Origin of the sequence: Citromicrobium sp. JLT1363, assembly GCF_000186705.1 — a bacterium.
Classification (GTDB): Bacteria; Pseudomonadota; Alphaproteobacteria; order Sphingomonadales; family Sphingomonadaceae; genus Alteriqipengyuania.
Map to the genome: position 1 here is coordinate 275,647 of NZ_AEUE01000006.1, position 24,701 is coordinate 300,347.

The 24,701-nt window shown below is 65.2% G+C and carries 19 protein-coding genes; 7 read left to right on the top strand and 12 right to left on the bottom strand.

All coding sequences use genetic code 11. The features are described from left to right. Positions 1 to 22: 22 nt before the first annotated feature. From ADAD_RS0111205 to ADAD_RS0111215, 3 genes are all read right to left on the bottom strand, one after another. Positions 23 to 3,754: an error-prone DNA polymerase gene (locus ADAD_RS0111205; protein WP_010413773.1), complete on the bottom strand. Its 3,732-nt coding sequence runs from the start codon at positions 3,752 to 3,754 to the stop codon at positions 23 to 25. A gap of 134 nt (positions 3,755 to 3,888) precedes the next feature. Then, a complete protein-coding gene (locus ADAD_RS0111210) occupies positions 3,889 to 5,334 on the bottom strand; it encodes a UdgX family uracil-DNA binding protein (protein ID WP_010413775.1) in 1,446 nt (481 codons plus the stop codon). A gap of 115 nt (positions 5,335 to 5,449) precedes the next feature. Continuing rightward, entirely contained in the window at positions 5,450 to 6,691 is a 1,242-nt protein-coding gene (locus tag ADAD_RS0111215) for a putative DNA modification/repair radical SAM protein (protein ID WP_010413777.1), read from the bottom strand. Positions 6,692 to 6,849: 158 nt separating this feature from the next. Between ADAD_RS0111215 and ADAD_RS0111220 the strand changes: the two genes are divergently transcribed. After that, complete coding sequence (locus ADAD_RS0111220; RefSeq protein ID WP_010413779.1) at positions 6,850 to 7,164, top strand: hypothetical protein; 315 nt, start codon at positions 6,850 to 6,852, stop codon at positions 7,162 to 7,164. 22 nt (positions 7,165 to 7,186) lie between these two features. Here ADAD_RS0111220 and ADAD_RS0111225 read toward each other — a convergent pair whose 3' ends face one another. Both ADAD_RS0111225 and ADAD_RS15885 read right to left on the bottom strand, forming a co-directional pair. After that, positions 7,187 to 8,743, bottom strand: coding sequence for a DUF6504 family protein (locus ADAD_RS0111225; protein WP_010413781.1), 1,557 nt, complete (start codon positions 8,741 to 8,743; stop codon positions 7,187 to 7,189). A gap of 2 nt (positions 8,744 to 8,745) precedes the next feature. After that, the gene (locus ADAD_RS15885; RefSeq protein ID WP_010413783.1) at positions 8,746 to 9,612 is read right to left on the bottom strand and encodes an ImuA family protein; all 867 of its coding nucleotides are present in this window, start codon (positions 9,610 to 9,612) and stop codon (positions 8,746 to 8,748) included. Between the two features lie 117 nt (positions 9,613 to 9,729). On the opposite strand from ADAD_RS15885, the gene ADAD_RS0111235 reads away from it, so the two are divergent. Beyond that, positions 9,730 to 10,215: a pyridoxamine 5'-phosphate oxidase family protein gene (locus ADAD_RS0111235; RefSeq protein WP_010413785.1), complete on the top strand. Its 486-nt coding sequence runs from the start codon at positions 9,730 to 9,732 to the stop codon at positions 10,213 to 10,215. Between the two features lie 61 nt (positions 10,216 to 10,276). On the opposite strand, the gene ADAD_RS0111240 is transcribed toward ADAD_RS0111235, so the two are convergent. After that, the gene (locus tag ADAD_RS0111240; RefSeq protein WP_010413787.1) at positions 10,277 to 11,746 is read right to left on the bottom strand and encodes a sodium-dependent transporter; all 1,470 of its coding nucleotides are present in this window, start codon (positions 11,744 to 11,746) and stop codon (positions 10,277 to 10,279) included. 134 nt (positions 11,747 to 11,880) lie between these two features. On the opposite strand from ADAD_RS0111240, the gene panB reads away from it, so the two are divergent. Then, the gene (panB, locus tag ADAD_RS0111245) at positions 11,881 to 12,750 is read left to right on the top strand and encodes a 3-methyl-2-oxobutanoate hydroxymethyltransferase (protein WP_010413789.1); all 870 of its coding nucleotides are present in this window, start codon (positions 11,881 to 11,883) and stop codon (positions 12,748 to 12,750) included. Positions 12,751 to 12,789: 39 nt separating this feature from the next. Continuing rightward, a complete protein-coding gene (locus tag ADAD_RS0111250) occupies positions 12,790 to 13,848 on the top strand; it encodes a DUF475 domain-containing protein (protein WP_010413791.1) in 1,059 nt (352 codons plus the stop codon). Here the strand turns inward: ADAD_RS0111250 and prsR are convergent. From prsR to ADAD_RS0111275, 5 genes are all read right to left on the bottom strand, one after another. Next, positions 13,845 to 15,221, bottom strand: a complete 1,377-nt coding sequence (gene prsR, locus ADAD_RS0111255) for a PEP-CTERM-box response regulator transcription factor (protein WP_010413793.1) — start codon at positions 15,219 to 15,221, stop codon at positions 13,845 to 13,847. The two genes, ADAD_RS0111250 and prsR, sit on opposite strands and share 4 nt — an antisense overlap. Beyond that, positions 15,221 to 17,332, bottom strand: coding sequence for an XrtA/PEP-CTERM system histidine kinase PrsK (gene prsK, locus ADAD_RS0111260; RefSeq protein WP_010413795.1), 2,112 nt, complete (start codon positions 17,330 to 17,332; stop codon positions 15,221 to 15,223). Before prsK ends, prsR begins: the two co-directional genes overlap by 1 nt. Next, on the bottom strand, positions 17,329 to 18,714 hold the full coding sequence (locus ADAD_RS0111265) for a TIGR03013 family XrtA/PEP-CTERM system glycosyltransferase (RefSeq protein WP_010413797.1): 1,386 nt from the start codon (positions 18,712 to 18,714) through the stop codon (positions 17,329 to 17,331). Before ADAD_RS0111265 ends, prsK begins: the two co-directional genes overlap by 4 nt. 108 nt (positions 18,715 to 18,822) lie before the next feature. After that, the gene (locus ADAD_RS0111270; protein WP_010413799.1) at positions 18,823 to 19,113 is read right to left on the bottom strand and encodes a hypothetical protein; all 291 of its coding nucleotides are present in this window, start codon (positions 19,111 to 19,113) and stop codon (positions 18,823 to 18,825) included. Positions 19,114 to 19,185: 72 nt separating this feature from the next. Continuing rightward, entirely contained in the window at positions 19,186 to 20,508 is a 1,323-nt protein-coding gene (locus tag ADAD_RS0111275) for a helix-turn-helix domain-containing protein (RefSeq protein WP_010413801.1), read from the bottom strand. A gap of 162 nt (positions 20,509 to 20,670) precedes the next feature. Here ADAD_RS0111275 and ADAD_RS0111280 point away from each other — a divergent pair, with 162 nt between their 5' ends. From ADAD_RS0111280 to ADAD_RS0111290, 3 genes are all read left to right on the top strand, one after another. Further along, positions 20,671 to 22,266: an isocitrate lyase gene (locus ADAD_RS0111280; RefSeq protein ID WP_010413803.1), complete on the top strand. Its 1,596-nt coding sequence runs from the start codon at positions 20,671 to 20,673 to the stop codon at positions 22,264 to 22,266. A gap of 115 nt (positions 22,267 to 22,381) precedes the next feature. After that, positions 22,382 to 22,561, top strand: a complete 180-nt coding sequence (locus tag ADAD_RS0111285) for a hypothetical protein (protein ID WP_010237780.1) — start codon at positions 22,382 to 22,384, stop codon at positions 22,559 to 22,561. Between the two features lie 111 nt (positions 22,562 to 22,672). Further along, positions 22,673 to 23,314: a carbonic anhydrase gene (locus ADAD_RS0111290; protein WP_010413805.1), complete on the top strand. Its 642-nt coding sequence runs from the start codon at positions 22,673 to 22,675 to the stop codon at positions 23,312 to 23,314. Between the two features lie 3 nt (positions 23,315 to 23,317). Here the strand turns inward: ADAD_RS0111290 and ADAD_RS0111295 are convergent, their stop codons facing one another. Continuing rightward, positions 23,318 to 24,667 carry an amidohydrolase gene (locus tag ADAD_RS0111295; protein WP_010413807.1) on the bottom strand — a complete coding sequence of 450 codons (1,350 nt, stop codon included), beginning with the start codon at positions 24,665 to 24,667 and terminating at the stop codon, positions 23,318 to 23,320. Positions 24,668 to 24,701 lie beyond the last annotated feature (34 nt).

Genomic DNA, 24,701 nt, shown 5'->3' on the forward strand with positions numbered 1-24,701 from the left:
CGGGGATTTGCATCTGCCATCCTCAATGAAAGTCGCGCGATTTCGGAATGATCCGCAGATTGCGCGGATGGCCACCCGTGTTGGGCAGTTCGTCAATCAGGTCGCGCGGGCGGATCGCGCTTTCGTGGGCGGGGTCTTCTGCTCCCGATCGCAGGTCGTCGCGCGGGTTGATCTTGTTGGAAGGCAGCGGCGAATTGACGTGGTCGGCGCGCGCCAGCTGGTATTGCAGCGTCTCGTCGGACAGGCGCGAGAGCATATGGCTCGCATCGGTCATGTGGTGCGCGATGACATGGATCACCTCGTCGTCGTACTCCACCCGCCCGCGCACCTCCATCAGCCGCGCCCCCATCACCACCTTGCGCTGCTTTTCCTTGAGGTCCGGCCACACGACCAGGTTCACCACCCCCGTCTCGTCCTCCAGCGTGATGAAGCAAACGCCCTTGGCGCTGCCCGGCCGCTGGCGGATCAGCACCACGCCTGCGACCTGCACCATGGAGCGGAACTTGCGTGTCCGCAGGTCGCAGGCGCGCACGAAGCCGCGCTGCGCCAGATCGGCGCGCAGAAAGGTCATCGGATGCGCCTTCAGGCTGAGCCGGGTGGTCTGGTAGTCGGCGACCACTTCTTCGCTGAGCGGCATGACGGGCAGCGCGGTGCGCGCCTTTTCCGCCCCCTCGTCGCGCTCGTCCGCCGCGCGGAACAGCGGCAGGTCGGGCGAGGCGATCAGGCTGCGTGCGTCCCACAGTGCCTGGCGCCGCGGCAGGCCGAGCGACTGGAAGGCGTCGGCACTGGCGAGCCGCTCGATATGCGAGGGAGCAAGCCTCGCACGGTCGCGTAGTTCCGCGACATCGCGATAGGGCCCGTTTTCGACCCGCTCCGCCACCAGCTTGGCCGCGACATGCTCAGGGAAACCGTCGATCTGGCGCAGACCAAGGCGCAGGGCCATGGGCTGGTCGAGGCGGGCCTTGTCCTCGCCCACCCACCCCGTTGCAGCTAGGCTCGCCTCCGGCTCGCCAAGCTTCACTCCCCTCCCGCAAGCGGGAGGGCTAACGAGACTTGCGTCGACATCGTCGGCGCTAGTCGCAGTGGGGTGGGCCTGTGACAGTTGGAATTCCTCCAACGTACAATCCCAGTCGGACCCATTAACATCCGCCGGCAGCACCGCGACCCCGTGCTCGGCCGCGTCGCGCACGATCTGAGCGGGTGCATAGAAGCCCATCGGCTGCGAGTTGAGCAGCGCGCAGGCGAAGGCCGCCGGGTAGTGGCACTTGAGCCAGCTGGAAACGTAGACGAGGTGTGCAAAACTGGCCGCGTGGCTCTCGGGAAAACCGTACTCCCCGAAGCCCTTGATCTGGTCGAAGCAGCGCTGGGAGAAATCGGGGTCGTAGCCACGCTCTATCATGCGCCCGACCATCATTTCCTCGTGCGCGTGCACCATTCCCCGGCTGCGGAACGTGGCCATCGCCCGGCGCAGGCGATTGGCCTCCGCCGGAGAGAACTTGGCTGCATCGATGGCGATCTTCATCGCCTGTTCCTGAAAGATCGGCACACCGAAAGTGCGCCCGAGGATCGAGGAAAGCTCGTCGGACGGGCCATGCTCGGGCGCGGGCGCAGGGAGCTGAAAATCGGTCTTTCCAGCGCGCGCCAACCGCCTCTGCTTGAGATAGGGGTGAACCATATCGCCCTGGATCGGACCGGGCCGAACGATCGCAACCTGCACCACCAGATCGTAGAATTGGCGCGGTTGCAGACGCGGCAGCATGTTCATTTGCGCCCTGCTCTCGACCTGGAACACGCCGAGCGAGTCACCCTTGCACAGCATGTCGTAAACCGCCGGATCTTCCTGGGGGACGGTGGCAAGCGTCAGCGGCCGGTCGTAGTGGTCTTCAAGCAGGTCGAGGCCCTTGCGAATGCAGGTCAGCATCCCGAGCGCGAGCACATCGACCTTGAAGATGCCAAGATCGTCGATGTCGTCCTTGTCCCATTCGATGAAACTGCGGTCGGGCATTGCGCCATTGCCGATCGGCACGGTCTCGGTCAGCAATCCGTCGGTGAGGATGAAACCACCGACATGCTGGCTAAGATGCCGTGGCATTCCAATCATTTGCTGCGTGAGTTTGAGAACTCGCTTCAGGTGCGGATCGGCAATATCCATGCCCGTTTCCGCCACGTGATCCTCGCCGATCTCCCGGCCCCAGCCACCCCATACGGTACGCGCGAGCGACGCGGTGACGTCTTCCGACAGGCCCATTGCCTTGCCCACCTCGCGGATTGCCATGCGGGGGCGATAGTGGATGACGGTGGCGCACAAGCCGGCGCGATCCCGTCCATACTCCCTGTAAATGTGCTGGATGACTTCCTCACGCCGTTCATGCTCGAAATCGACATCGATATCGGGCGGCTCGCTGCGCTCTTCGGAAAGAAACCGGTCGAACAACAACTGGTGCTCGGCAGGATCGACGCTGGTTATGCCGAGACAGAAACATACGGCGGAATTGGCTGCGCTGCCCCGGCCCTGGCACAGGATCGGAGGCGTCTGGCTACGCGCGAAATCGACGATTTCCTTGATGGTGAGGAAATAGGGGGCCAGATCGAGCTTGCCGATCAGCTCCAGCTCATACTCAAGCGTGGCCTTAACTTTATCCGGTATAATATTGGAATAACGCCATTTTGCGCCATCCCACGTCTGACGCTCCAGATATTGCTGCGGGGTCATGCCATCGGGATAGGCGCGCCTTGGATACTCGTATTGCAGCTCGTCGAGGCTGAAGCGGCAGGCATCCGCGATGGCGCGTGACGCCATGATGGCATGGGGCCAGCGCGCGAACAGGCGGACCATCTCTTCGGGCGATTTCAGGTGCCGTTCGGCATTGGCGTGGAGCAGGTGCCCCGCGGCCTCCACGGTCGTCTTGTGGAGGATTGCCGTCATGACGTCATTGAGCGGACGGCGTTCTGGGGCGTGGTAATGCACGTCGTTGGTGGCGAGCAGCGTGAGGTTGTGCGCCCGCGCCATGGCGTCGAGCCGGTCGAGCCGGGCAATATCGTCGCCGCGATAGAGATAGGCGGCGGCAAGGTGGCGCAGCGTCGGCAATTGCGCAGTCAGATGCGGGAGGAGCTTGGGAAAGGGAGCCCTCAGTTCAACTCTTTCGTCACCCCGGCCTCCGGGCCGGGGTCCCGCTTCTTCTGCGTCGATGCCGAAAGAAAGGCGGGATCCCGGATCAAGTCCGGGATGACGGAAGGGGATCACGTTGCTCGGCACCGCAATCGTGAACCGCGCATCCAGATCGTCGGGCGGCAGCAGCACCAGTTGCACATCCTCGGCATGCTCGGCGAGCATCGCGAGGTCGATCTCGCATACACCCTTCTCCTGCCATCCGCCCGAAAGCGTCTGCATCCGGCCCGCGCTGATCAGGCGGCACAGGCGCCCGTAGGCGGCCCGGTCCTTCGGGTAGGCGAGGAAGGCGAGGCCCTCGACAGTCTCGATCCGGCAGCCGATGACGGGCCGCAGCTTGAGCTTCTTTGCCTCGGTGTGAATGCGAACCACGCCCGCCATGCTGTTGGCATCGGCAATGCCGAGCGAGTCGTAGCCGAGAGCGCGCGCGGTCAGCACCAGATCGACCGCGTCCGAACTGCCGCGCAGGAAGCTGAAGCACGAGACAAGCCCCAATTCGACGAAGGGAGCCCGGGGCGGCGGATCGACGTCATCGGGGTCGATTTCGATCCGGCGCTTGTCGGGAGTAAGCGGACCCTCAGGCACGGTCGCACCCTCGCGTCATCCCTGCGCAGGCAGGGATCCATCCACCCTCACCGATCGGCGAAAGGTTAGCTGGACCCCCGCCTTCGCAGGGGCGACGAGTTGGCTTGCGGGGGCGACGAAAGAAATGGAATGGCTCATTGCCCGGCCAGCTCCGCCAACCGTGCACGCACTGCCGCGAGGTCGGCATCGAACAGCATGGCCTGCTTCTCGCGCGCATCGCCATCGAGCCGCAGCAGGTAGGACGGGTGCGCGGTGACCCACAGCTCGCTGCCATCATCCAGCGCAATGGCCTGCCCGCGGACCTTGGAAATGCTCACCGTCTTGCCCAGCATCCCGCGCGCCGCGCTGGCGCCCATCGCCAGCACCAGCTTGGGCTTCACCAGCGCGCGCTCGCTCTCGATCCACCAGCGGCAGGTGTCGATCTCCTTCGCGGTGGGCGACTGGTGCAGCCGCCTTTTGCCCCTCATTGTGAACTTGAAGTGCTTTACCGCATTGGTGACGTAAGCCCGGCCACGGTCGATCCCCGCGCGTTCCAGATGCACGTCGAGCAATTGCCCGGCAGGCCCAACGAAGGGCCGCCCCTCCTGGTCCTCCTGATCGCCCGGCTGCTCGCCCACGATCATCAGGGCCGCATGCGTTTGCCCGTTCTGGGGCCCCTCGCCCATCACCGCGCGGTTGTCCAAACACCCGATCGGGCACTTGCGGCACGCTTGAATTGCCTCGCCGATCGCCTCCAGGCTTTCGGGTCGTACGCCGTCGTCGCGTTCGCCAGCTGCCACCATGGCGCTTTCGCGCTGCTGAGCACTCGCGATCAGCTCCGGGATGAGCGCGGCCTCGGGCAGGTTCTTCCAGTACTTGCGCGGCATTTCGGAGAGCATCGCGCCCACCTTCAGGCGCGCGGGATTGAAGATCGACGTGTAGTAGGTGCGCCACAGGTCCTCGACCGGATCGCCGTGCGGCGCGTCGGTCTTCTGCGCGGGCGGGCCTTCGCGCATAGTCTCGCCATCCCAGTGGAGCGTGCCCTGTGGCGTCAGGATCGACCAGCGCATGCTCGCGAACCGGCGCCGGAAGAAGCCCGCATTGGCGCGCAGGATGTGATGCTCGGGCTCGAACCAGGCAACGTAATGCTCGCCATCCTCTGCTTCGACCTGTCGGAAGCGGACGAAGGCGTGCATCTTGTGGCTGTCGCGCCGGACGTTCTTGTCGAGTTCCTCGACGCGGCCGACATCCGGATCGGCCTTGTCCTCCATGATCCGCGGATTGCGCTGGAGCCGCCAGAGCAGGCGATAGAGCAGCGTGAAACGCGCCGGATCGCGGTGCAGCGCGGCATTGCTCGCGAGGCTCAGGTAGCGCTTGCTCGCGCGGACCGGAGGGGCATCGGCGGGCGGCTCTGGCAGGCGCATGCCGCCGCTCGAAAAGAGATCGTCGGTCCCGCCCGGCTCGACCCACGCGATCTTGTCGGGCGGAATATCGCATTGAATCAGCGCCCGCGCGCGTTCGCGCCAGAAAGCGAAGTCGTCGCTGCGCGGCAGCTGGACGGTGTAATGCGCGTGGGGTTTGACTTGCTGGAGCGCGGTCATGACGCATGCTCCAAGCCCTCACCCCCGCGCAGGCGGGGGTCCAGATAAGAGTGGTAGCACGAACCGGCGGTGTTAGCTGGGCCCCTGCTTTCGCAGGGGTGACGGGAAATGATGGTCATGCCGCAAACAGCTCCAGCTGTTCCTGCTTGGGCGCGAGCAGGCTGCGCAGGTCCGCGCGGTCGGTCAGCAGCGTCGGGCGCCAGTCGACCGTGCAGATGAAAGGCCGCACCTTGGTGAGCGACACGGTCAGCCGCGCCACATCGTCCAATCGCAGCGTGCGGTGGCGGCGCGAGGCGAGGATGCGTTGCACCGCCTTTACCCCCAGCCCCGGCACGCGCAGCAGATCCTCGCGGCTCGCGCGGTTGACGTCGACCGGGAAGCGCTCGCGGAATTTCAGCGCCCAGGCCAGCTTAGGATCGATGTCAAGCGGCAGGTTCCCGTCGACCCCGGTCGCCTGCATGATTTCCTGCGGGCGGTAATCGTAGAACCGCATCAGCCAGTCCGACTGGTAGAGCCGGTGTTCGCGGATCAGCGGCGGGCGCTTCAGCGGCAGCACGGCGCTGGCATCGGGGATCGGCGAGAAGGCGCTGTAATAGACGCGGCGCAGGCCGAAACTGTCGTACAGCCGGCTCGCCCGGCCCACGATATCCGCATCGCTCGCCGCGTCCGCGCCGACGATCATCTGGGTCGACTGGCCCGCCGGCGCGAAGCGCGGCGCGTGGCGAAAGCGCTTCTTCGCATCCTTCGCCTCGATAATATCGTCCTTGGTCTTGCCCAGCGCGCCCTCGATCTGGCGCGCGTCCTTGTCGGGCGCGAGGCGGGTCAGCCCGGCATCGGTCGGCAGTTCGACATTGATCGAGACCCGATCGGCATAGAATCCCGCGCGGTGGATGATCTCCGGGTCCGCCTCGGGAATGGTCTTGAGGTGGATATAGCCGCGAAAATCGTGCTCCTCGCGCAGGATCCGCGCGGCTTCCACGATCATCTCCATCGTGTGGTCCGAACTCTTGATGATGCCCGAGGAGAGGAACAGCCCCTCGATATAATTGCGGCGATAGAAGCTGAGCGTGAGGTCGGCGACTTCCTGCGGGGTGAAACGCGCGCGCCGCACGTTCGAGCTCTTGCGGTTGATGCAGTAGTGGCAATCGAAGATGCAGTGATTGGTCAGCAGGACCTTGAGCAGCGAGATGCACCGCCCGTCGGGCGCATAGGCGTGGCAGATGCCCATCCCCTCGGTCGAGCCGATCCCGCCCTTCATGCTGTTGCGCCTGGTGGTGCCGGACGACGCGCAGGAAGCATCGTATTTCGCCGCATCGGCGAGGATCTTCAGCTTTTCGAGAATCGGCGGCCGGCTCATATGTTCTTTATATGTTCTTGCGCAGCTGCTGCCTAGCCCCTCGCCATCATGCGCAGAAAAAATCTGCTTTTCAGAAGCTTGCAGACTTGTGCACAGGGGGAGGCCCAGCCTTGCCACGGGCAGGCGATGCGCGCATGATTGACGGGAGGAGAGGCATTATGGACGATCTTTCGATCACTTCCGGCCTGACCAACCGACTGTGGCGCGTGGCGCTGTGGGGGACGGTTATCGCCATTCTCATCGCCCCGCTGATCGCCATGCAATTTACTGGCGAGGTCCATTGGACCCCCTTCGATTTCGCAGTGGCGACAGTTCTGTTGAGTGCCACCGCGCTGGCGATCGAGCTGGCGATCCGCGTGGTCGGTCGCCCGACCTGGTGCGTCGCGGCGGTGCTGGCGATCCTGTTTGCGCTGGTGCTGGTGTGGGCGGAGCTGGCGGTGGGCGTTTTCGGCACGCCTTTCGCGGGCCACTAGGCACCTCGCCCCGGAAAGGGGATCAGGCGCAAAGCCCCTGCAGGAACCATTCGGGCGCGCCGCCGCGCCCGTCGCCTGCGATCCCATAGCGATAGATCCAGTACCGGCGCCCGGCATCGTCCTCGATCCGGTAATAGTCGCGCAGGCGCGCGGTGCCGCGCTCGCGCCACCATTCGGGTGCGATCCGCTCCGGCCCTTCCACCCGCGCGATCTCGTGCACGTCGCCGCGCCAGCGGAACCTCTGCGGCAGGCCATCGGGCGTCGCATAAAGCACCGCGATTCTCTCCGCCCGGTCGAGCAGCTTGAGCGGGCGCGCGTGGAACCGCAGTTCGTCTTGCGAAGGCGGCTCCGGGTCGAGTGGCGGCCGCCAGGCCTGAGAGCGTTCGGGCACGTGGCTCCCGCGCAGTACCGGACGGCGGACCGCCTTGGGGCCGAGCCGCGTGGTCAGCCGGTCGACGAAAGCGGAAAGCGCGGTGCCGTGGCGCTCCGCGGCGACTTCGATGTCGGCCTGGTTGGTGGGCAGCGGCTCCGCCCAGCTGGCGCGCAGGCGGACCAGTTCGATTCCGAAACCCGCGTCGATATCGCCCAGCTTCTCGCCGAACAGCCGCACGATATGGGCCGGGTCGCGGGTGGCGCCCGCCAGTTCGAGCGTGCGCATGACCACCTCTCCATCGACGCGCCATAGCGCGAGGTCGAGGCGGCGCGCGCCCTGCCCCACGCCTTCCAGCTCGCGCACCATGTCCGCCGCCAGATCGCCCAGCACGGTATCGAGCAGCGTGCGATGGCGGATCGGCTCCATCAGCCGCCGCTGCACCAGCGGAACCTGCTGCGGCACCACCGGCAGCAGCGGTTCGGGCACGCGGCCCAGCAGCTGGTCCATCCGCACCAGCGGATTGGCGGCGGGAGACTTGCGGTTGCGGAACCGGCGGTGGAGCGCATCGCGGCCCACCGTTCCCAGCTCGCCCAGCCGCTTGAGCCCGAGCCGCCGCAGCACGGTGAGCACATCCTCGTCGAGCCGCAGAGCGGCCACCGGCAAGCCTGACAGGCGCGCTTCCATGTCGTCTTGCGGGGCAAGAATACTTCTGTCCGGCCCATAATGCGTCAGCGCCCAAGCTGCACCCGCAGTCGGCGCGATTGCAGCACGGATCGCGAAGCCGCGCGTATCGAAGGCGCGGTGCACATCCGCCAGCAGCTTCGCCTCGCCGCCGAACAGGTGCGCCACGGCAGTAACGTCGATCAGCAGCCCGTCAGGCGGATCGAGCGCGGACCACGGGCCCCACCGCCGCGCCCACACCGCAAGCTTTTCCAGCATGTCGAGATCGCCCGCCGGATCGCCCGGCACCGCCTGGACCGACGGGCACAGCGTGCGCGCGTCGGCCAGCATGGTGCCGATCCGTGCGCCACTTGCCCGGGCCGCGTTGTTGGTTGCGGCGATGCGTGGCCCATGTGCGGTCTCGGTAATCAGGACCAGCGGCTGCGCATCCGCACCCTGCCCCCGCGCACAGCTTTCCGTCAGGCGCCAGCGGTCAATCGCGAAAGCGGCGAGCCATATCGAGAGGATGCGGCGGGGCGGTGCCATGCTCAACCAAGAACCCTCTCCCCGTCGGGGGAGAGGATGGCGACGCTTGCTCCGAAGGAGCTGGCAGAGCCTGGAGAGGGGGATGCGGCGTTCGAAGCCTCAGTCCGCCCCTCTCCAACTTCGGCTAGCCCGCTACGCGACCAAACCTTCGTATCCTCTCCCCGCACGGGGAGAGGGACGTATCGCTCCGACACCAATTTCCCCGCATCCTCGCTCAGCCGCCACACCCCCGGCGGATGGCTGCGCGCGCGAAACAGTTCGGCCTGCCACGCCGGAACGCCCGGTGCCTGCCAGTTCCATTGCGGCTTTGCCGAGGGTGCAGACCGCACCGCCCAGCGCTGGCGGGCGGAAGAAAGGTCGCGCGTCCCGTCGAGCCGCACCAGCGTCAGCGGCACGCCGTGCTTTTCGGCGGCAAGCGTCAACCGACGCGAGGCGGTGAAATCGAGCGCGCGCGGGCTGCCCACGACTTCACCGATCACGAAGGCGACATCGCGGCAGCGCACCGCCTCTTCCAGTGCGAACAACGCATCCTCGTCCCTTTCCGCCAGCACATGGATCAGGCGGTTGCGAATCTCGGGCGGCAGCCCGGCCCGGAACGGGCGACCACCGGCCTTCACCGCCGCACGGGTCTGCACCCACACCACCGCACGGCGATCCTCTGCCTCCTCACCTTCTTCACGCGGGCGGCAGCGCCACGCATCGAGCGCGAGCGCCAACGCCGCACCCACCCCGCTGCCCTCGCGCGAGGACGCGAAGATTTCGCTTTGCGCCACCGCGCCCAGCCCCGGCGTCCAGCGCTGGGAGTGGGTTGCGGTGGCCAGATCGGCAGCGGTTTCGAAAGCATCGTGGATCATGGTGGAACGACTCATCTGTTCCTCTTATGTTCCATTTCACCTCCAGCCGCAAGCACCCGGCGACTACCGTCCTTGGACCCATGTCGAAACCATCCCCCCACCTTGTCCGTTGGGCAAACAAAGGAGATTGCAATGAGATACAACGAAGGCAAAGCCGACGAACTGCGGGAAAAATTCTGGAAGGCGCTGGCGGACAGCCCCTACCTGTTCCTGCAGCTGGACAGCGATCCGACAAGCGCCGTCCCGATGGCACCGCAGCTCGACAAGGATGCCAACAGCTCGATCTGGTTCTTCACCCACACCAAGAGCGCTTTCGCCAAGCTGGGCGCGGCCACCGCGACCTTCGAGGGTGAGGACCACAAGATGTTCGCGCGCTTCCACGGCACGCTGACGAAGGAGACGAGCCAGGAGCGATTCGACCACTTCTGGAGCAATTTCGTCGAAGCCTGGTACGATGGCGGCAAGGAGGATCCCGACATCCTGTTCCTGCGCATGGACCTTGGCGATGCGGAAATCTGGAACGGCGACATGGGCCTGCTCAACGTCGCCAAGATGGCGCTGGGCATGAATGTGCACGACGATGCGCAAGAGAAGCACGTCAAGGAAACATCGCTGTAAAGCCCTTCCTGCGAGACAACGAAAAGGGGCGCGACCTGCGAAGGCCGCGCCCCTTCTTTTATCACTCCACCACTTCGGCCGACTGGACCTCGCCCCCGCCGAGCGCAGCGAAAAGCTGCGCTGCGCGGTCGGGGAAAATCCCGCCCAGCAGGATCAGCAGCAGCGCCAGCGGGCAGAACCAGCGCACGAGGAAGCGCCACAGGTAGTGCAAACCGCCGCTCAGGCCGTTCTCCGAGTCGACGAGCCGCTTGTCCGCGATCCAGCCGATGAACACCGCCGTGAACAGGGCGCCGATCGGCATGGTCAGCTTGCTGGTCAGCGTGTCGAGCGTGTCGAGGAAGCCGAGCCCTTCGAACATCGGCAGGAAACCCAGCGGGTGGAAGCCCGAGAGCATCCCGGTCGACAGGGCGGACAGGGTGCCGAACACCGCCGCCAGCGCCGTGACCAGCAGAACCGCTGCCGGACGCGGCAGGCGGAACTGGTCGATCACCCATGCCGAGGGCACCTCCATCAGCGCGACCGAACTCGTCAGCGCGGCAAAGCCCACCATGATGAAGAAGGCGAGACCGATCAGCGAGCCGAAGGGAATTTCCTGGAAAGCGTGCGGCAGGGTCTGGAACATCAGGCCCAGCCCGCCATTGGGCGTCAGCCCGGCGGCGATCACGATCGGGAAGATGCACAGGCCCGCGACCAGCGCGACCGAGGTATCGGCCGCCCCGATGATGGCAGACGTGCCCGCCAGGTTCACCTCGCGCGACACATAGGCACCATAGGTGACCATCCCCGCCACACCCAGCGAAAGCGAGAAGAATGCCTGGCCCACCGCCGCCAGCATGACCTCGCCGGTCAGCTTCTCGGGCTCGAAGGTGAAGAGGTAGTCGAACGTCTCCTGGCTTGCCCCGCCGATCAGGCTGTAGATCGTGATGCCCACCAGCAGCACGAAGAACAGCGGCATCAGATAGACGGCGACCTTCTCGATCCCGCCGGATACGCCGCGGGCAACGAAGAACAGCGTTATCGCCAGGAATATCAGGTTGAGCACGACGGTGACTGGCCCATTGGCGATCATCGCCGGGAACAGCGCATCGACCGCTTCGAAGCTCATCCCGTCGAATGCGGGGCCGCTGACCCCGGTTGCGATCAGATCCGCGACGAAGAGATACATGTAGTACAAAACCCAGCCGCCCAGCACGCAGTAGAAGCTGAGGACCAGGAACGCGGACAGCACCCCCAGCGTGGCGACCAGTTCCCAGCTCTTCGAGGCGCCCGATTCTTCTGCGACCTTGCGATAGCTTTCCGGCGCGGCGGCCTGCCCGTGCCTGCCGATCAGCGTTTCCGACAGCAGAACGGGCAGGCCGATCAGCACGATGCACAGGATGTAGAACAGGACGAACGCCCCGCCCCCGTTGGCCCCTGCCTCCGCCGGGAAGCGAACGAGGTTACCCAGCCCCACCGCCGAACCGATCGCGGCAAGAATAAAGGCTGAGCGCGAGGACCAGCCATCGCGGCCGGTGGACGTCGTTGCGACCATATAATCAAATCTCCCTGCCGCGCCCGGAAAGCACGGTTTACCCTTTGTGTTGGCGATACTTCTGCAATGTTTCCGCGGCCGCGTCGAGACCTGACGCTTTGCGTTTGTCCCATTGTCGGTCTAGCACGCGCTCCATGTCGACAACCTTTCAGATCGATACGGCCACGAGCCGCGCCACACCCACCCCCCAGCCGATGAAGCGCCTGACGGTGCCCAAGCTGCGCGCACGCAAGAAGGACGGGAAGACGGACGAGCCCATCGTCATGCTGACCGCCTATACCGCGCGCCAGGCGCAGTTGCTGGACGAACACTGCGATGCGCTGCTGGTGGGCGATTCGCTGGGCCAGGTGATCTACGGCCTGCCCTCCACCATTCCCGTCACGCTGGACATGATGGCCAACCACGCCGCCGCCGTGGTGCGCGGTAGCTATCACTCCGTCGTGGTGGTCGATATGCCTTTCGGTTCCTACGAGCCTTCGCCGGAGAAGGCCTTCGAAAGCGCGGCCATGCTGCTGAAAGCCAGCAACGCGGCTGCCGTGAAGCTGGAAGGCGGGGAAGCGATGGCCGAAACGGTCGAGTTCCTCGTCCATCGCGGCATTCCCGTGATGGGCCATGTCGGCCTGACGCCGCAGGCGGTGAACGTGCTCGGCGGATACGGCGCGCGCGGCCGCAGCGATGCGGAAGCCGAAAAGATCGTCGCCGACGCCAAGGCGCTGGAGCGCGCCGGGGCCTTCGCCATCGTGGTGGAAGGCGTGGTGGAGCCGATTGCGATCCAGGTGACGCAGGCGGTCGATGTACCGATCATCGGGATCGGCGCTTCGGCGCAGTGCGACGGCCAGGTGCTGGTGGTGGACGACATGCTCGGCATGTTCGAGCGTGTTCCGCGCTTCGTGAAGAAGTACGGCGACCTCGCCAGCCAGATCACCGGCCATGTCGAAGACTATGCGCGGGATGTGCGGGCCCGCACCTTCCCCACCGAAGACCAGACCTATCAGCCCAAATAGACCGGCCCCGAGCCGGCATCGCCACGGACAGAGAATGTCGTGAACACACTTTTCAAGCATTACTGGGGCTCACTGCTTTTTACGGCGGTGTGCTTCATTGCGGCGGCTATCTACGCGTGGAGCGGGAGCGGCAGCGTATCGGGCGTGGCGCAGGTGCTGTGGATCGTGCTGGTCCTCTCGATCCTCGAAATATCGCTCAGCTTCGACAATGCCGTGGTCAACGCCACCGTGTTGCGCGAAATGGACGAGAAGTGGCAGCGGCGCTTCCTCACCTGGGGTATCCTGATCGCGGTATTCGGAATGCGGATCATCTTCCCGCTCGCCATCGTGGCCATCGCCGCGAAGCTCGATCCGCTGTCCGCCATCAACCTCTCGCTCAACGATCCGCAGCGTTACGAGGAGATCGTCAGCGGCGCGCATGTGGGCATCGCGGGCTTCGGGGGCGCCTTCCTTACTATGGTCGGCCTCAGCTTCTTCTTCGATGGCGACAAGGACGTGGACTGGATTCGCGGGCTGGAGCTGTGGCTGCGCCGCTTTTCGGAAATCCAGGCGGCGGAAATCGGCATCCTGCTGGTGATCCTCTACACCGTCTCGACCATGCTTTCGGATGGCGACGCGCTGGTCTTCATGACCGCAGGCGTGCTGGGCCTTGTCACCTACATCGCGGTCGACGCGATCGGTACCGTGCTCGACAAGGTGGAGCGCAGGAAAATGGCCGAGGGCGCGGTGCGCAGCGGCCTGGGCGGTTTCCTCTATCTCGAGGTGCTGGATGCAAGCTTCAGCTTCGACGGGGTAATCGGCGCCTTCGCACTGTCCAACAACATGATCATCATCGCCATCGGGCTTAGCATCGGGGCGCTGTTCGTGCGCTCGATGACGGTCCACCTCGTCCGGGCGGGCACGCTGACCAAGTATCGATTCCTCGAACACGGCGCCTTCTGGGCGATCATCGCGCTTGGCCTCATCATGCTGCTGTCGGCGCAATTCCACATCCCGGAGACCATTACCGGCCTGATCGGCGCGGTGCTGATCGGTATCTCGCTGTTGTGGTCCATGCGCTACAACCGCAGGCACGGTGCTGAGGAAGAGAGCGCCTAGTTCTGCAGGTCGTACTGCTTGAGCAGATCGTATAGCGTCGGGCGCGACACGCCGAGCAGCTTGGCGCTGCCCGAGATATTGCCTTCCGTGCGCGCCAGAGCCTTGCGGATGACATGACGATCCGCTGCCTCGCGCGCGCATTTGAGATTGAGGGCAACCCCCTCGTCCTCATTCGGCGCTGACAGGTCGAGGTCTTCGGCGCTCACCAGCTTGCCATCCGCCATGATGACGGCGCGCTTCACCCGGTTCTCCAGCTCGCGCACGTTGCCCGGCCAGTCATGCGCGTCGAGCACGGTCAGCGCATCGGGCGCGAAGCCCTTTACCTGCGGGTTCATCTCGCGCGCGAAGCGGTTGAGGAAAGCCTTGGCGAGCAGCGCCGCATCGCCCGCGCGTTCCGCCAGCGAGGGGATACGCACGACGATTTCCGCCATGCGGTAGTAGAGATCTTCCCGGAAGGTTTCCTGCCCGATCATCGCATCAAGATCGCGGTGCGTGGCGCACACGATGCGTGTATCGACTGCGATCTGCTTGCGCCCGCCGATCCGCTCGATCGTGCGTTCCTGCAGGAAGCGCAGCAGCTTGACCTGCAAGGGCAGCGGAATGTCGCCCACTTCGTCGAGAAACAGTGTGCCACCATGCGCACTCTCTATCTTGCCCTGTGTGGTCTTCACCGCACCGGTGAACGCGCCTTTCTCATGCCCGAACAGCTCGCTTTCGAGCAGGTTTTCAGGGATCGCCGCGCAGTTGATGGCGATGAACTGGCCGTCGCGCCGCGGGCTCGCATCGTGCAGCCCCCGGGCCAGCAGCTCCTTGCCCGTACCGCTCGCGCCCAGCAGCATCACCGATGCATCCGTATTGGCTACGCGTTCGATCGTGCGGGCAACCTTCACCATCTCGGGCGAGGCGGTGATGAGCGTGCCCAGCACCGTCTTGTTCTCGCCGACCTTGTCCGCAAGGCGGCGATTCTCCGCCTCGATCCTGTGCAAGGCCAGCGCGCGCGATACGATGAGCTCCAGCTCCGCGATATCGAGCGGCTTCTGGTAGAAATCGTAGGCGCCCGCCGCGATCGCATCGAGCGCACTTTCGCGTGCGCCGTGCCCGCTGGCGACGATGACCTTGGTTGCGGGCGCCATCTCCATGATTGCATCGAGCACCGCGAACCCCTCGCTCGTGCCATCGGGATCGGGCGGCAGGCCGAGATCCAGCGTGACGACGGGCGGCATTTCGACGCGCAGCACGGTCAAGGCTTCGTCGCGCGTACCCGCAATGAACACTTCGAACCCGTCGAAGGCCCATTTGAGCTGCGCCTGAAGCCCCTCGTCATCCTCGACGATCAACAGCTTGGGCAGCGCCCCGTTCTTGGAATCGCTCATCAGGCGGCCTCGTTGGTAAGTGTGTTCTGGGATGTCCTGTCGGGCTCGGCCAGCGGCAGCCGGATCGTGAAGCGCGTGCCCAGGCCCACGCGCGACTGCACCTCCAGCCGGCCGCCCATCGCGCGCACCAGATCGCGGGCTTCCATGGCGCCGATCCCGAAGCCGTCGGGCTTCGAGCTGACGAAAGCGGCAAACAGCTTGTCGCGCACGAAGGCGGCATCCATCCCCTCGCCAACGTCGATAATCTCCAGGATGGCTTCGGATGCGCCCTCCCGAACCGCAACACAGACCGGCGCTTCGAGAGGGCTCGCATCGACCGCATTCTGGACCAGGTGGACCAGCGCCTGCTCCAGACCCTCAGGATCGCCCGTCACCAAGCAGGGGCCGGTGCAGGCGACATCGATCCGGTGCAGCGGGCCGAAGCGACCGGGAATGTCGCGCACCATCCTTGCGAGGTCGAAACTCTCCAGCTGCGTCTCGCGCCCGCTGCCATAGCGCCCCAGCCGCCGGATCAGGGCGTTGAGCTTGCCCGAACTGGTCTGGAGGGTCTTGAGCATGTCGGCGTGAAACGCCGGGTTATCCCCATGGCGCTGCGCATTATGCGACAGCAGCGAAAGCTGACTGGCGAGGTTCTTGATGTCGTGCAGCACGAAGGCCATCCGCCGGTTGAACTCGTCGAACCGCGCGGCTTCCATCAGCGCCCGCTGGCTCGCCTGTTCGGCCAGATAGCTGGCGAGCTGCCGACCCACCACGGTCAGCAGATCGAAATCCTCCCAGTCCAGCTGGCGGTCGATCAGCGGACGGGCCAGCAGCACGGCGCCCTGCAGCCGGTCGAAGTGTCGCAGGGGTACGATTGCCCAAGCCGTGCTCGACTGGTCGAGCCATGCAGGCAGCGGCTCTGCCGCACCGGCGGCGGACTTGCCTTTGCGCCACTGCTCAAGGTCGATCACGTAGTCGCGCGAGGAAAGGAACGCGGCGATCTGCGAAGGCAGTACCGGCGTTTCGTCCGCCAGCGTGGGCCAGCGCCATGCCTCTGCAAGAACCAGCGCACCATCGCTGTCCGCCAGGAACAGGGCGGCAGAGGGGCTTTCGGTGATGTCGGCCATCGCCTTGGGAATACGCAACTGCAAGGCATCGCCCTCGTCCACCCCGCGCGCGATCGTATCGGCCAGCCGCAGCCATTCGGCACGATAGTCGTAGCGATGGCTGAACAGGTGCTTTTGCGCGGTCACCTTCGCCCATGCACGAAAGCGGTTGGAAGGCAGCCACAGCGCCATCACGGTCAGCAAGGCGACCAGGAAGCCGACCTGCGCAAGCCGTGCGCCATCCGCCTCTATCAATGGCAACAGCCGTGCGAGCGCCGCCATCGCAACCAGGTATGCGCCGATCAGAAGCAGCGAGAGAGAGCGAAATGCGACCTTGCGCGAAGCGCGGAACTGCAACCGGCGCACGTCCGCGCCCAGCGCCATCGCCAGAGGTACGAAGGCAAAGCCGACGACCAGGCCCCGGATTGCCGCAATCTGGCTCGGGATTTCGCCCGAAAACCATGTGACGGCATAGTGGTTGAGTTCGAACACCCAAAGCGCCGACAGGGATAGCGCCACCCAGCGGGTTCCGGCGCGATCCTGATGCGACGCGCCGGTGTAGAGGTTGTGCAGCAGGACCAGCGCCCCGATGGCAACCAGCATGCGCAGCAGCGCGGACACATGCAGCGCCGAGTCCGAAAATGCGGGCGGCGCGTCGAGCATGAAGACCGCCGCCAGCACCACCCCCTGCAGCAGTTCCACGAAGATCAGGCTGGCAATGACGAAACCGACGCGCTGCGCGGTCTCGCGGTCCACTCCGCCGGCGAACAGAGCATGCAGCAGGGCAAGCCATGAAAGGTTGCGGACCGCTTCGGCGGCGGCCGTGGCCAGGCTTTGCGGCCCGAGTGCGGCGAGCACGCCCGCCCACAGGGCCGTAAGGCACAGTGCGGCCAGGCCGGTGATACGCTCCCTGCGCCAGGCCAGCGGCCTTTGCGCAAGCCAGATCGCGCCCACCGAACAGACGGCGGCGCAGCCGATAGCGCTGACGAGCCCGATCGCTTCCCAGGTCTGCGCGGCTCCGATCATCGCGCTCCCTCGGGCCACAGAATCACCCGCAGCGTCTGCAGAAGGATCAGCAGGTCGAGGAAAGGGGTGTAGTTCTTGGCGTAGTAGAGATCATATTCCAGCTTGTTGCGCGCATCCTCGATGCTGGCACCATAGGGGTAGTTGATCTGCGCCCAGCCGGTGATGCCGGGCTTCACCATGTGCCGTTCGGCGTAGAAGGGCAGCGCCTGTTCGAGCTCGCCGACGAACCTGGGCACCTCCGGCCGCGGGCCGACGAAGCTCATCTCGCCCTTCAGCACGCTCCACGTCTGCGGCAGTTCGTCGATGCGCAGCTTGCGGATGAACCGGCCGAGCCGGGTGATGCGCGGATCGTCCTTGCAGGCCCATTTCGCGCCGTCCTTTTCCGCATCCGTGCGCATGGAGCGCAGCTTGATGACCGAGAACGGGCGCCCGTACAGGCCCACGCGCTGCTGGTGGAAGAAGGCCGGGCCCTTGCTGTCCAGCTTCACCAGCACCGCGAACAGCGCGATGACCGGCAGCGAGATCAGCAGCAGCAGGCCGCTGACGACAATATCGAACGTACGCTTGAGGATACTGGAATAGCGCCGCCCGGCGGAAAACCCGTCCGAGAAGATCAGCCAGCTCGGGTTGAGCGTATCGAGGTCCAGGCGTCCGGTCTCGCGTTCGAGGAAGCTGGAGACCTCGTGCACCGCGTAGCCGCGCGTGCGCACCCGCAGCAGATCGTTCAGCGGCAAGGCATTGCGCCGTTCCTCCAGCGCCAGCACCACCTCGTTCGCGCGCACCCGCGCGATATACTCGTTCAGATCGCCCAACCCGTCCCGAGCCACGGCTTCGGGCAGCACGCGGTGCGCTTCGCTCATGGCGACATAGCCTACGATCGCAAAGCCGCTGTCCTCCTGCGCGGAGAGCGCCTTGAGCCGCGCGGCGCGCGTGCCCGCGCCCAGCACCACGACCCGGCGCTTGAACCGGTCCCGGTCGACTGCGTAGCTGAGCGCAAGCCGCGCGATACCGGTGAACACCAGCGCGAGCCCCAGCGCATAGAGCAGGGTCGAGCGCCAGAAACCCACCGTCGGAAGCAGAAAGTCGACCACTGCCAGCAGCGTCCCGCCCAGCGAGAGTGCGACCAGCGCGCGGGCAAAGGCATAGCGCGGGCTGCGCAGCGCTTCGGGACTGTAAAGGCCGATCGAAATGAAGGAGAGCGCGTTGACGAGGGCGAAGCCCAAAATGGGCATCAGCCGCTCAGACCACGAACCAGCATCGATCCCGATCTGTATCGCGCGCAGGTGCCAGGCGAGGTCGCCCGCCAGCAGCAGCAGGGCAAGATCGCACAGCCCGAACAGCAGGACCGTGTGCGGGATATAGTGCTTGAACAGGCGAAACATCGCGCTTTGCCGGGCCCTTTCCTCGCGTTCCTTCGCGAGGGCCCGGCTTACGCGCGAGTGGTGAAATGTCGGTAAATTTTACAATCCGGCAATTCGGCCCGGTTCGGATTACTCCGAAGGTGCAACGCGGTCCGCCGCCCCTTCGATCGCTTCGCCCGCCTGATTGGCGGCGTCGCCCACTTCGCTCGCCGCATCGCCGATCGCGTTGTCCTTCGCCACCTCGGCCTCGCTCATGTTGCCGAAGAAATAGACCGCGACGATGATCGCGACGACGGCCAGGATTACCAGAAGGATGGTCGTTCCGCCGCCGCGCTTGCGTTCCCCGTCGGTAACGATCGTGTGGGTGGTGTGAGTGTGGCCATCTTCATCGGTATGTTCGGTGATACGTTCTTCGGTCATCGGGGCTTCGCCTCGCAGTGGAATGTCTGAATTGCACAAAGCGCAAGCCGACTTGCAGTTCCCCGCATAGAGTTACTCGACCGTGTTCTGGGCCGGCCCGCGCAGCGTCCTTGCCGGACATCCCTTGCGGCGGCAGCTGCGGCATCCCATGCCGATCGGCGTCGCGTCTTGCGCGCGAAGCGAAACCCCGCGCGCCAGAGCGAAGCTTTCGGCAAAGCGCGCCTCGATCCCCAGAATGACGACGTCGTGCCGGTCCTCGTCCGCCAGGACGGGTGCGGACACGTGGGCGATCAGCCAATGGCTCGGCCCAAGCCCGCCATCTTCCATCACGACGGGCTGCACCCGCCACTGCGCCGATCCATCGAGCCGCAGCAGAGGGCATGCCGGGCGCCGGTCCAGCAGGCCCGCATCGCTTGCGCCAAGCAGCCTTTCGGCAAGCTGGTACGACCGGTCTATCCGCCCGAAGAAGAACGGCAGGCCGCGCTGGTTGGTGCGCTGCAGCGTGGTCAGCCGCCGAGCAACCTCGCCCATGTCGGTGCCGAAACGCCGTGCGAGAACGGGCATGTCGTACCCGGTCGATTCGCACGCGCGCAGGAAGCGGCTGTAGGGCATGATCAGGGCGCGGGCGAAATAGCTGCGCAGATAGGCGACAAAGGCATCGCGCGCGCCGGGCTGCTCGAAGGTTGCGCCATCGGCGATGCTGGCGATCGTCTCACGCGCCTCAAGCACGGCAATCTGCCTGGCGATCTCCAGATTTCGTGCCTGGGGCGACAGCATCTCGGACAGCTGCACCTGCCGTGCATGAAGATCGAGCCGACGGTCCGTTTCCGGCAGCACCGCGCGCGGGAGGTAGCGGATGGCCAGATCGTGGCCTTCGCGCAACCGGTCGGTCAGCGCGGCGCCGATATCGGCCCGTGTCAGGCGCATTTCCTCGGCGATCTTTTCCGCCGCCTCGTCGAGATCGGCGAAGTGATTGCGCCAGCGCTCTGTCGCGCGCCAGACTTCCTCTTCGAAGCTGGTCTCCTGCAGGCTTGCCCCGCCCCGTTCGTCGAAAAGCCGGGCGAAGGCCGCAGCGGCCTGCGGGGCCGCGGCGAGGAATTCCGTCACCTCCGCGCGATCGATGCCCAGATCTTCGAACCGCGCATCGCCAAGCCGACGCGCCAGCCCGTCGATACCGCCGATCGCGCTGTTTTCCTGCAGGCTGCGTGGATCGAAATCGAACTGGTCCACCAGTTCCAGCACGACGCGAGCAGTCACGGGGCGCTGGTTGCGCTCGAGCAGGTTGAGATAGCTGGACGAGATCGAAAGCCGCTGTGCCATGCCCGCCTGGGTCAGGCCCTCGCGGCGGCGCAAGCGGCGCAGCGCTGCGCCCGCATAGACTGATGGTTCGCTCATAGCCGCATCCTCGCACACGGATGTAAATATCTTTACATCCTTACATAGATGCTCTGCATATACAGCCGGAAAAGACAAGATATCTTGTAAGAATATCTATTTCTCCGCCCTCTGCGCCCCTATCAGAAGCCCCAGCACGCAATTTCAATCGGAGTTTCCCCAATGAGCTATCAGCAGAATATCAAGGACCTGCAGGGTCAGATCGAAAAGGGCGGCAAGACCTGGACCGCCATCGATGCCGAATCCGCCGCCCGCATGCAGATGCAGAACCGCTTCCGCACCGGGCTCGACATTGCGAAGTATACCGCGAAGATCATGCGCGAGGATATGGCCGCCTATGATGCCGATCCCGCAAACTACACGCAGTCGCTGGGCGCGTGGCACGGTTTCATCGGCCAGCAGCAGATGATCGCGATCAAGAAGCATTTCGGCAGCACCAAGCGTCGCTACCTCTACCTGTCCGGCTGGATGGTCGCCGCACTGCGCAGCGACTTCGGCCCCCTGCCCGACCAGTCCATGCACGAGAAGACGGCCGTCCCCGGGCTGATCGAGGAGATATACACCTTCCTCAAGCAGGCCGACGCCCGCGAACTGGGCGGCATGTTCCGCGATCTCGATGCGGCGCGCGAGGCGGGCAACGACACCGAAGCCAAGCGGCTGGAAAACGCGATCGATAACTACGAAACCCACGTGGTTCCGATCATCGCGGATATCGACGCGGGCTTCGGCAATGCCGAGGCGACCTACCTGCTCGCCAAGCAGATGATCGAGGCGGGCGCCTGCGCGCTGCAGATCGAGAACCAGGTGTCGGACGAAAAGCAGTGCGGCCACCAGGACGGCAAGGTCACCGTTCCGCACGAAGACTTCCTCCAGAAGATCCGCGCGATCCGCTACGCCTTTCTCGAACTGGGCGTGGAAGACGGCATCATCGTCGCCCGCACCGACAGCCTGGGCGCAGGCCTGACCAAGCAGATCGCCTACTCGACCGAGCCGGGCGACCTTGGCGACCAGTATAACGCGTTCCTGGATGCAGAGCCGGTCGATCCGGCTCAGGTGAAGAACGGCCAGGTCTTCATCAGCCGCGACGGGCAGCTGATGGCGCCCAAGCGCCTGCCGTCCAACCTGTACCAGTTCCGGCCCGGGACCGGCGTCGACCGCGTCGTGCTCGACTGCATCACCTCGCTCCAGAACGGCGCGGACCTGCTGTGGATCGAGACCGAGAAGCCGCATGTCGAGCAGATCGCGGGCATGGTCGACAAGATCCGGGAGACGGTGCCCGATGCCAAGCTGGTCTATAACAACTCGCCCAGCTTCAACTGGACGCTCAACTTCCGCCAGCAAGTGTTTGATGCGTGGGAAGAAAGTGGCAAGGATGTGAGCGCGTACGATCGCGCGAAGCTGATGAGTGTCGACTATGACGACACCGAACTCGCGCAGGAAGCGGACGCGAAGATCCAGAGCTTCCAGGCCGACGCGGCGAAGCGTGCGGGTATCTTCCACCACCTCATCACGCTGCCGACCTACCACACCGCGGCGCTGAGCACGGACAACCTCTCCAAGCGCTACTTCGGCGAGGAAGCGATGCTGGGCTACGTGAAGAACGTCCAGCGCGAGGAAATCCGCCAGCAGATCGCCTGCGTGAAGCACCAGAACATGGCCGGCTCCGACATCGGGGACGATCACAAGGAGTATTTCGCCGGGGAAGCTGCGCTGAAGGCAGGCGGCAAGGACAACACGATGAACCAGTTCGCCGCGTAGTCCTCACCAAATCGCTTGAGAGCTCGAGAGGCGGGCTTGTCACCGGGGCGTCGGGTCGGCATTGCTGTCCGACGACCCCGGGACACCTGATTTTTCCGATGGAGCGGATGCACTTATGACCGACGAAACCCCCAAAGAACCGGGCCGCGCCCGCGCGCTGCTTTCGACTGCCGACTTCCGCCTGCTGCGCGCAGCGCTGGCAAGCCACGCGCGCACCACCGAAGACCGCGAGGAGCTGGCCAAGATCAACGCGCTGCACCACCGCCTGGGCACCTACGTTCCCGACGCGGAGTGACATCCTGACGCCAGGCTTGCGGGCGCACGAGGGCAAAAACCCCCGTGCGCCCGCTTGCGTTTGTCGCGCCCTGATCTAGAGCGCGTATCCCATCAATTCAGGAGACTGCCCTTGCCCCGTTTCGCCCGCGGCGTGTTGAAGTTCCAGAACGAAGTTTTCCCTGGCAAGAAGGCCCTCTTCGAAAAATTGAGCGAGGGCCAGTCGCCCGAAGCACTGTTCATCACCTGCTCCGACTCACGGGTCGAGACCGGAATGATGACCCAGACCGATCCCGGCGAGCTGTTCATCTGCCGCAATGCCGGCAACATCGTCCCTCCGCATACCAACCAGACCGGCGGCATGACCGCCAGCATCGAGTTCGCCAGCGCCGCGCTGCGCGTGCCGAACATCGTCGTATGCGGGCATACCGAATGCGGTGCGATGAAGGGCGCGATGGATCTGCACCGGGATCGCAGTTCGCTCGACACCCTGCCCCACGTGCGCGAATGGCTGGGCTTCAGCCGCGCCGCGGTCGACATCGTCGACGCGCTGGGCGAAGGCAAGAGCGATACCGAGAAGATGCGCATGCTGCTGGAGCAGAACGTGATCCTGCAGCTGCAGCACCTGCGGACTCACCCCACGGTCGCGCTGCGGCTGGCACAGGGCGAAGTATCCCTGCACGGCTGGGTCTACGACATCGCAACGGGCAAGGTGGACGCCTACGATCCCGAGAAGGACCGCTTCGTCTCGATCGAGGAACGCTACGGGCTCTAGCCGTCAGCCGCCGCTGGCGGGCATCAGGCGGAGCGCCGCCCCGGCGAGCGCCTCGGCACCCGTAGCGATCACCGCTTCGGCGTCGGGCGCCCAGAACGGGCTGTGGAGCGATGGCAGGGAACCTTCCCCGGCCTGCACCGCCTGCCACTGCTCCTCAGGCACGCCACCGATCCAGAAGATCAGCGATTCGACACCGTCCGGGTCCGCGCGGCGGAACTGGCCGAAATCCTCGCCCCCCATCACGCTGGGCACCTGCATCACGCGATCATCGCCGAACCGCTGGCGGAAGCCCGCCATGACGCCTTCGGTAAATTCGGGATCGTTGAAGGTCGACGGCGTATAGGGCTCGGCAACCGTGACGACCGGCAGCTTGTCTTCCGGCATACCCGCCGCGATCGCTTCGCCGCGGGCTATGCGGGCGATCCCGTCGAGCAGCAGCTTGCGCGCTTCGTCGGTGTAGCTGCGGACGGTCAGTTGCAGCTTCGCCTCGTCCGAGATGATGTTGTGCTTGGACCCTGCGCGAAAACTGCCCACCGTCACCACTCCGGGCTCCAGGGGAGAGAGTTCGCGGCTGACCAGCGTCTGCAGCTTCATCACGATGGCGCTGGCGAGCACCACCGGGTCCTTGGTCGTCTGCGGATAGGCGCCATGTCCGCCGATCCCGCGCACGGTGACGTCCACACTGTCCACATTCGCCAGCGCGTAGCCGGGCGAATAGCCGATCATGCCCGCAGGAAACTGCGCGGCATCGTGGAATGCTAGCGCGTAGTCGGGCTTGGGGAAGCGTTCGAACAGACCGTCTTCCAACATGGCCAGTGCACCCTCGCCCAGCTCTTCCGCCGGTTGCAGGATCATCACCAGCGTCCCGCTCCAGTCGTCTTTTCGATCGACCAGCTGCTGCGCCGCGCCGATCCAGGCGGTCATGTGCGTATCATGGCCGCAGGCATGCATGACGCCGGTTTCCACGCCCGTCGCGGGCGTGGCCGTGACGGTGGAGGCGAAGGGCAGACCGGTCTGTTCGACCACCGGCAGCGCGTCCATGTCCGCACGGATCAGCACGGTCGGCCCTGCGCCGTTTTCCATTACCGCGACCACGCCGGTACGGCCGACGCCTTCGGTCACATCGAAGCCAAGCGCGCGCATGCGTGCAGCCAGCCTGGCGGCGGTTTCATGCTCTTCGAAGCTGAGTTCGGGATTGGCGTGGAGATCGCGATAGAGCTCCATGAGCTCCGGCATATCTTCGGAGACAGCCGCCCGCAGACCATCGTCCTGCGCAAGAGCCGCCGTCGAACACAGCAGCGCCCCCGTTACCGCTGCAAATGCTGCCTTCGTTACCCGAACCTGCTTACCCATTCCCGATTCCCCCCAAGTCTTTCGCCCGGCCTGA

Excerpts from the sequence above, each read along its gene's own strand:
- panB (WP_010413789.1), top strand. The coding sequence starts at position 11,881 with ATGTCGACAACCTTTCAGATCGATACGGCCACGAGCCGCGCCACACCC.
- prsR (WP_010413793.1), bottom strand. The coding sequence starts at position 15,221 with ATGAGCGATTCCAAGAACGGGGCGCTGCCCAAGCTGTTGATCGTCGAG.
- ADAD_RS0111225 (WP_010413781.1), bottom strand. The coding sequence starts at position 8,743 with ATGGCACCGCCCCGCCGCATCCTCTCGATATGGCTCGCCGCTTTCGCG.
- ADAD_RS0111235 (WP_010413785.1), top strand. The coding sequence starts at position 9,730 with ATGAGATACAACGAAGGCAAAGCCGACGAACTGCGGGAAAAATTCTGG.
- ADAD_RS0111265 (WP_010413797.1), bottom strand. The coding sequence starts at position 18,714 with ATGTTTCGCCTGTTCAAGCACTATATCCCGCACACGGTCCTGCTGTTC.
- ADAD_RS0111270 (WP_010413799.1), bottom strand. The coding sequence starts at position 19,113 with ATGACCGAAGAACGTATCACCGAACATACCGATGAAGATGGCCACACT.
- ADAD_RS0111240 (WP_010413787.1), bottom strand. The coding sequence starts at position 11,746 with ATGGTCGCAACGACGTCCACCGGCCGCGATGGCTGGTCCTCGCGCTCA.
- ADAD_RS0111210 (WP_010413775.1), bottom strand. The coding sequence starts at position 5,334 with ATGACCGCGCTCCAGCAAGTCAAACCCCACGCGCATTACACCGTCCAG.
- ADAD_RS0111220 (WP_010413779.1), top strand. The coding sequence starts at position 6,850 with ATGGACGATCTTTCGATCACTTCCGGCCTGACCAACCGACTGTGGCGC.
- ADAD_RS0111280 (WP_010413803.1), top strand. The coding sequence starts at position 20,671 with ATGAGCTATCAGCAGAATATCAAGGACCTGCAGGGTCAGATCGAAAAG.
- ADAD_RS0111295 (WP_010413807.1), bottom strand. The coding sequence starts at position 24,667 with ATGGGTAAGCAGGTTCGGGTAACGAAGGCAGCATTTGCAGCGGTAACG.
- ADAD_RS0111275 (WP_010413801.1), bottom strand. The coding sequence starts at position 20,508 with ATGAGCGAACCATCAGTCTATGCGGGCGCAGCGCTGCGCCGCTTGCGC.
- prsK (WP_010413795.1), bottom strand. The coding sequence starts at position 17,332 with ATGATCGGAGCCGCGCAGACCTGGGAAGCGATCGGGCTCGTCAGCGCT.
- ADAD_RS15885 (WP_010413783.1), bottom strand. The coding sequence starts at position 9,612 with ATGAGTCGTTCCACCATGATCCACGATGCTTTCGAAACCGCTGCCGAT.
- ADAD_RS0111285 (WP_010237780.1), top strand. The coding sequence starts at position 22,382 with ATGACCGACGAAACCCCCAAAGAACCGGGCCGCGCCCGCGCGCTGCTT.
- ADAD_RS0111215 (WP_010413777.1), bottom strand. The coding sequence starts at position 6,691 with ATGAGCCGGCCGCCGATTCTCGAAAAGCTGAAGATCCTCGCCGATGCG.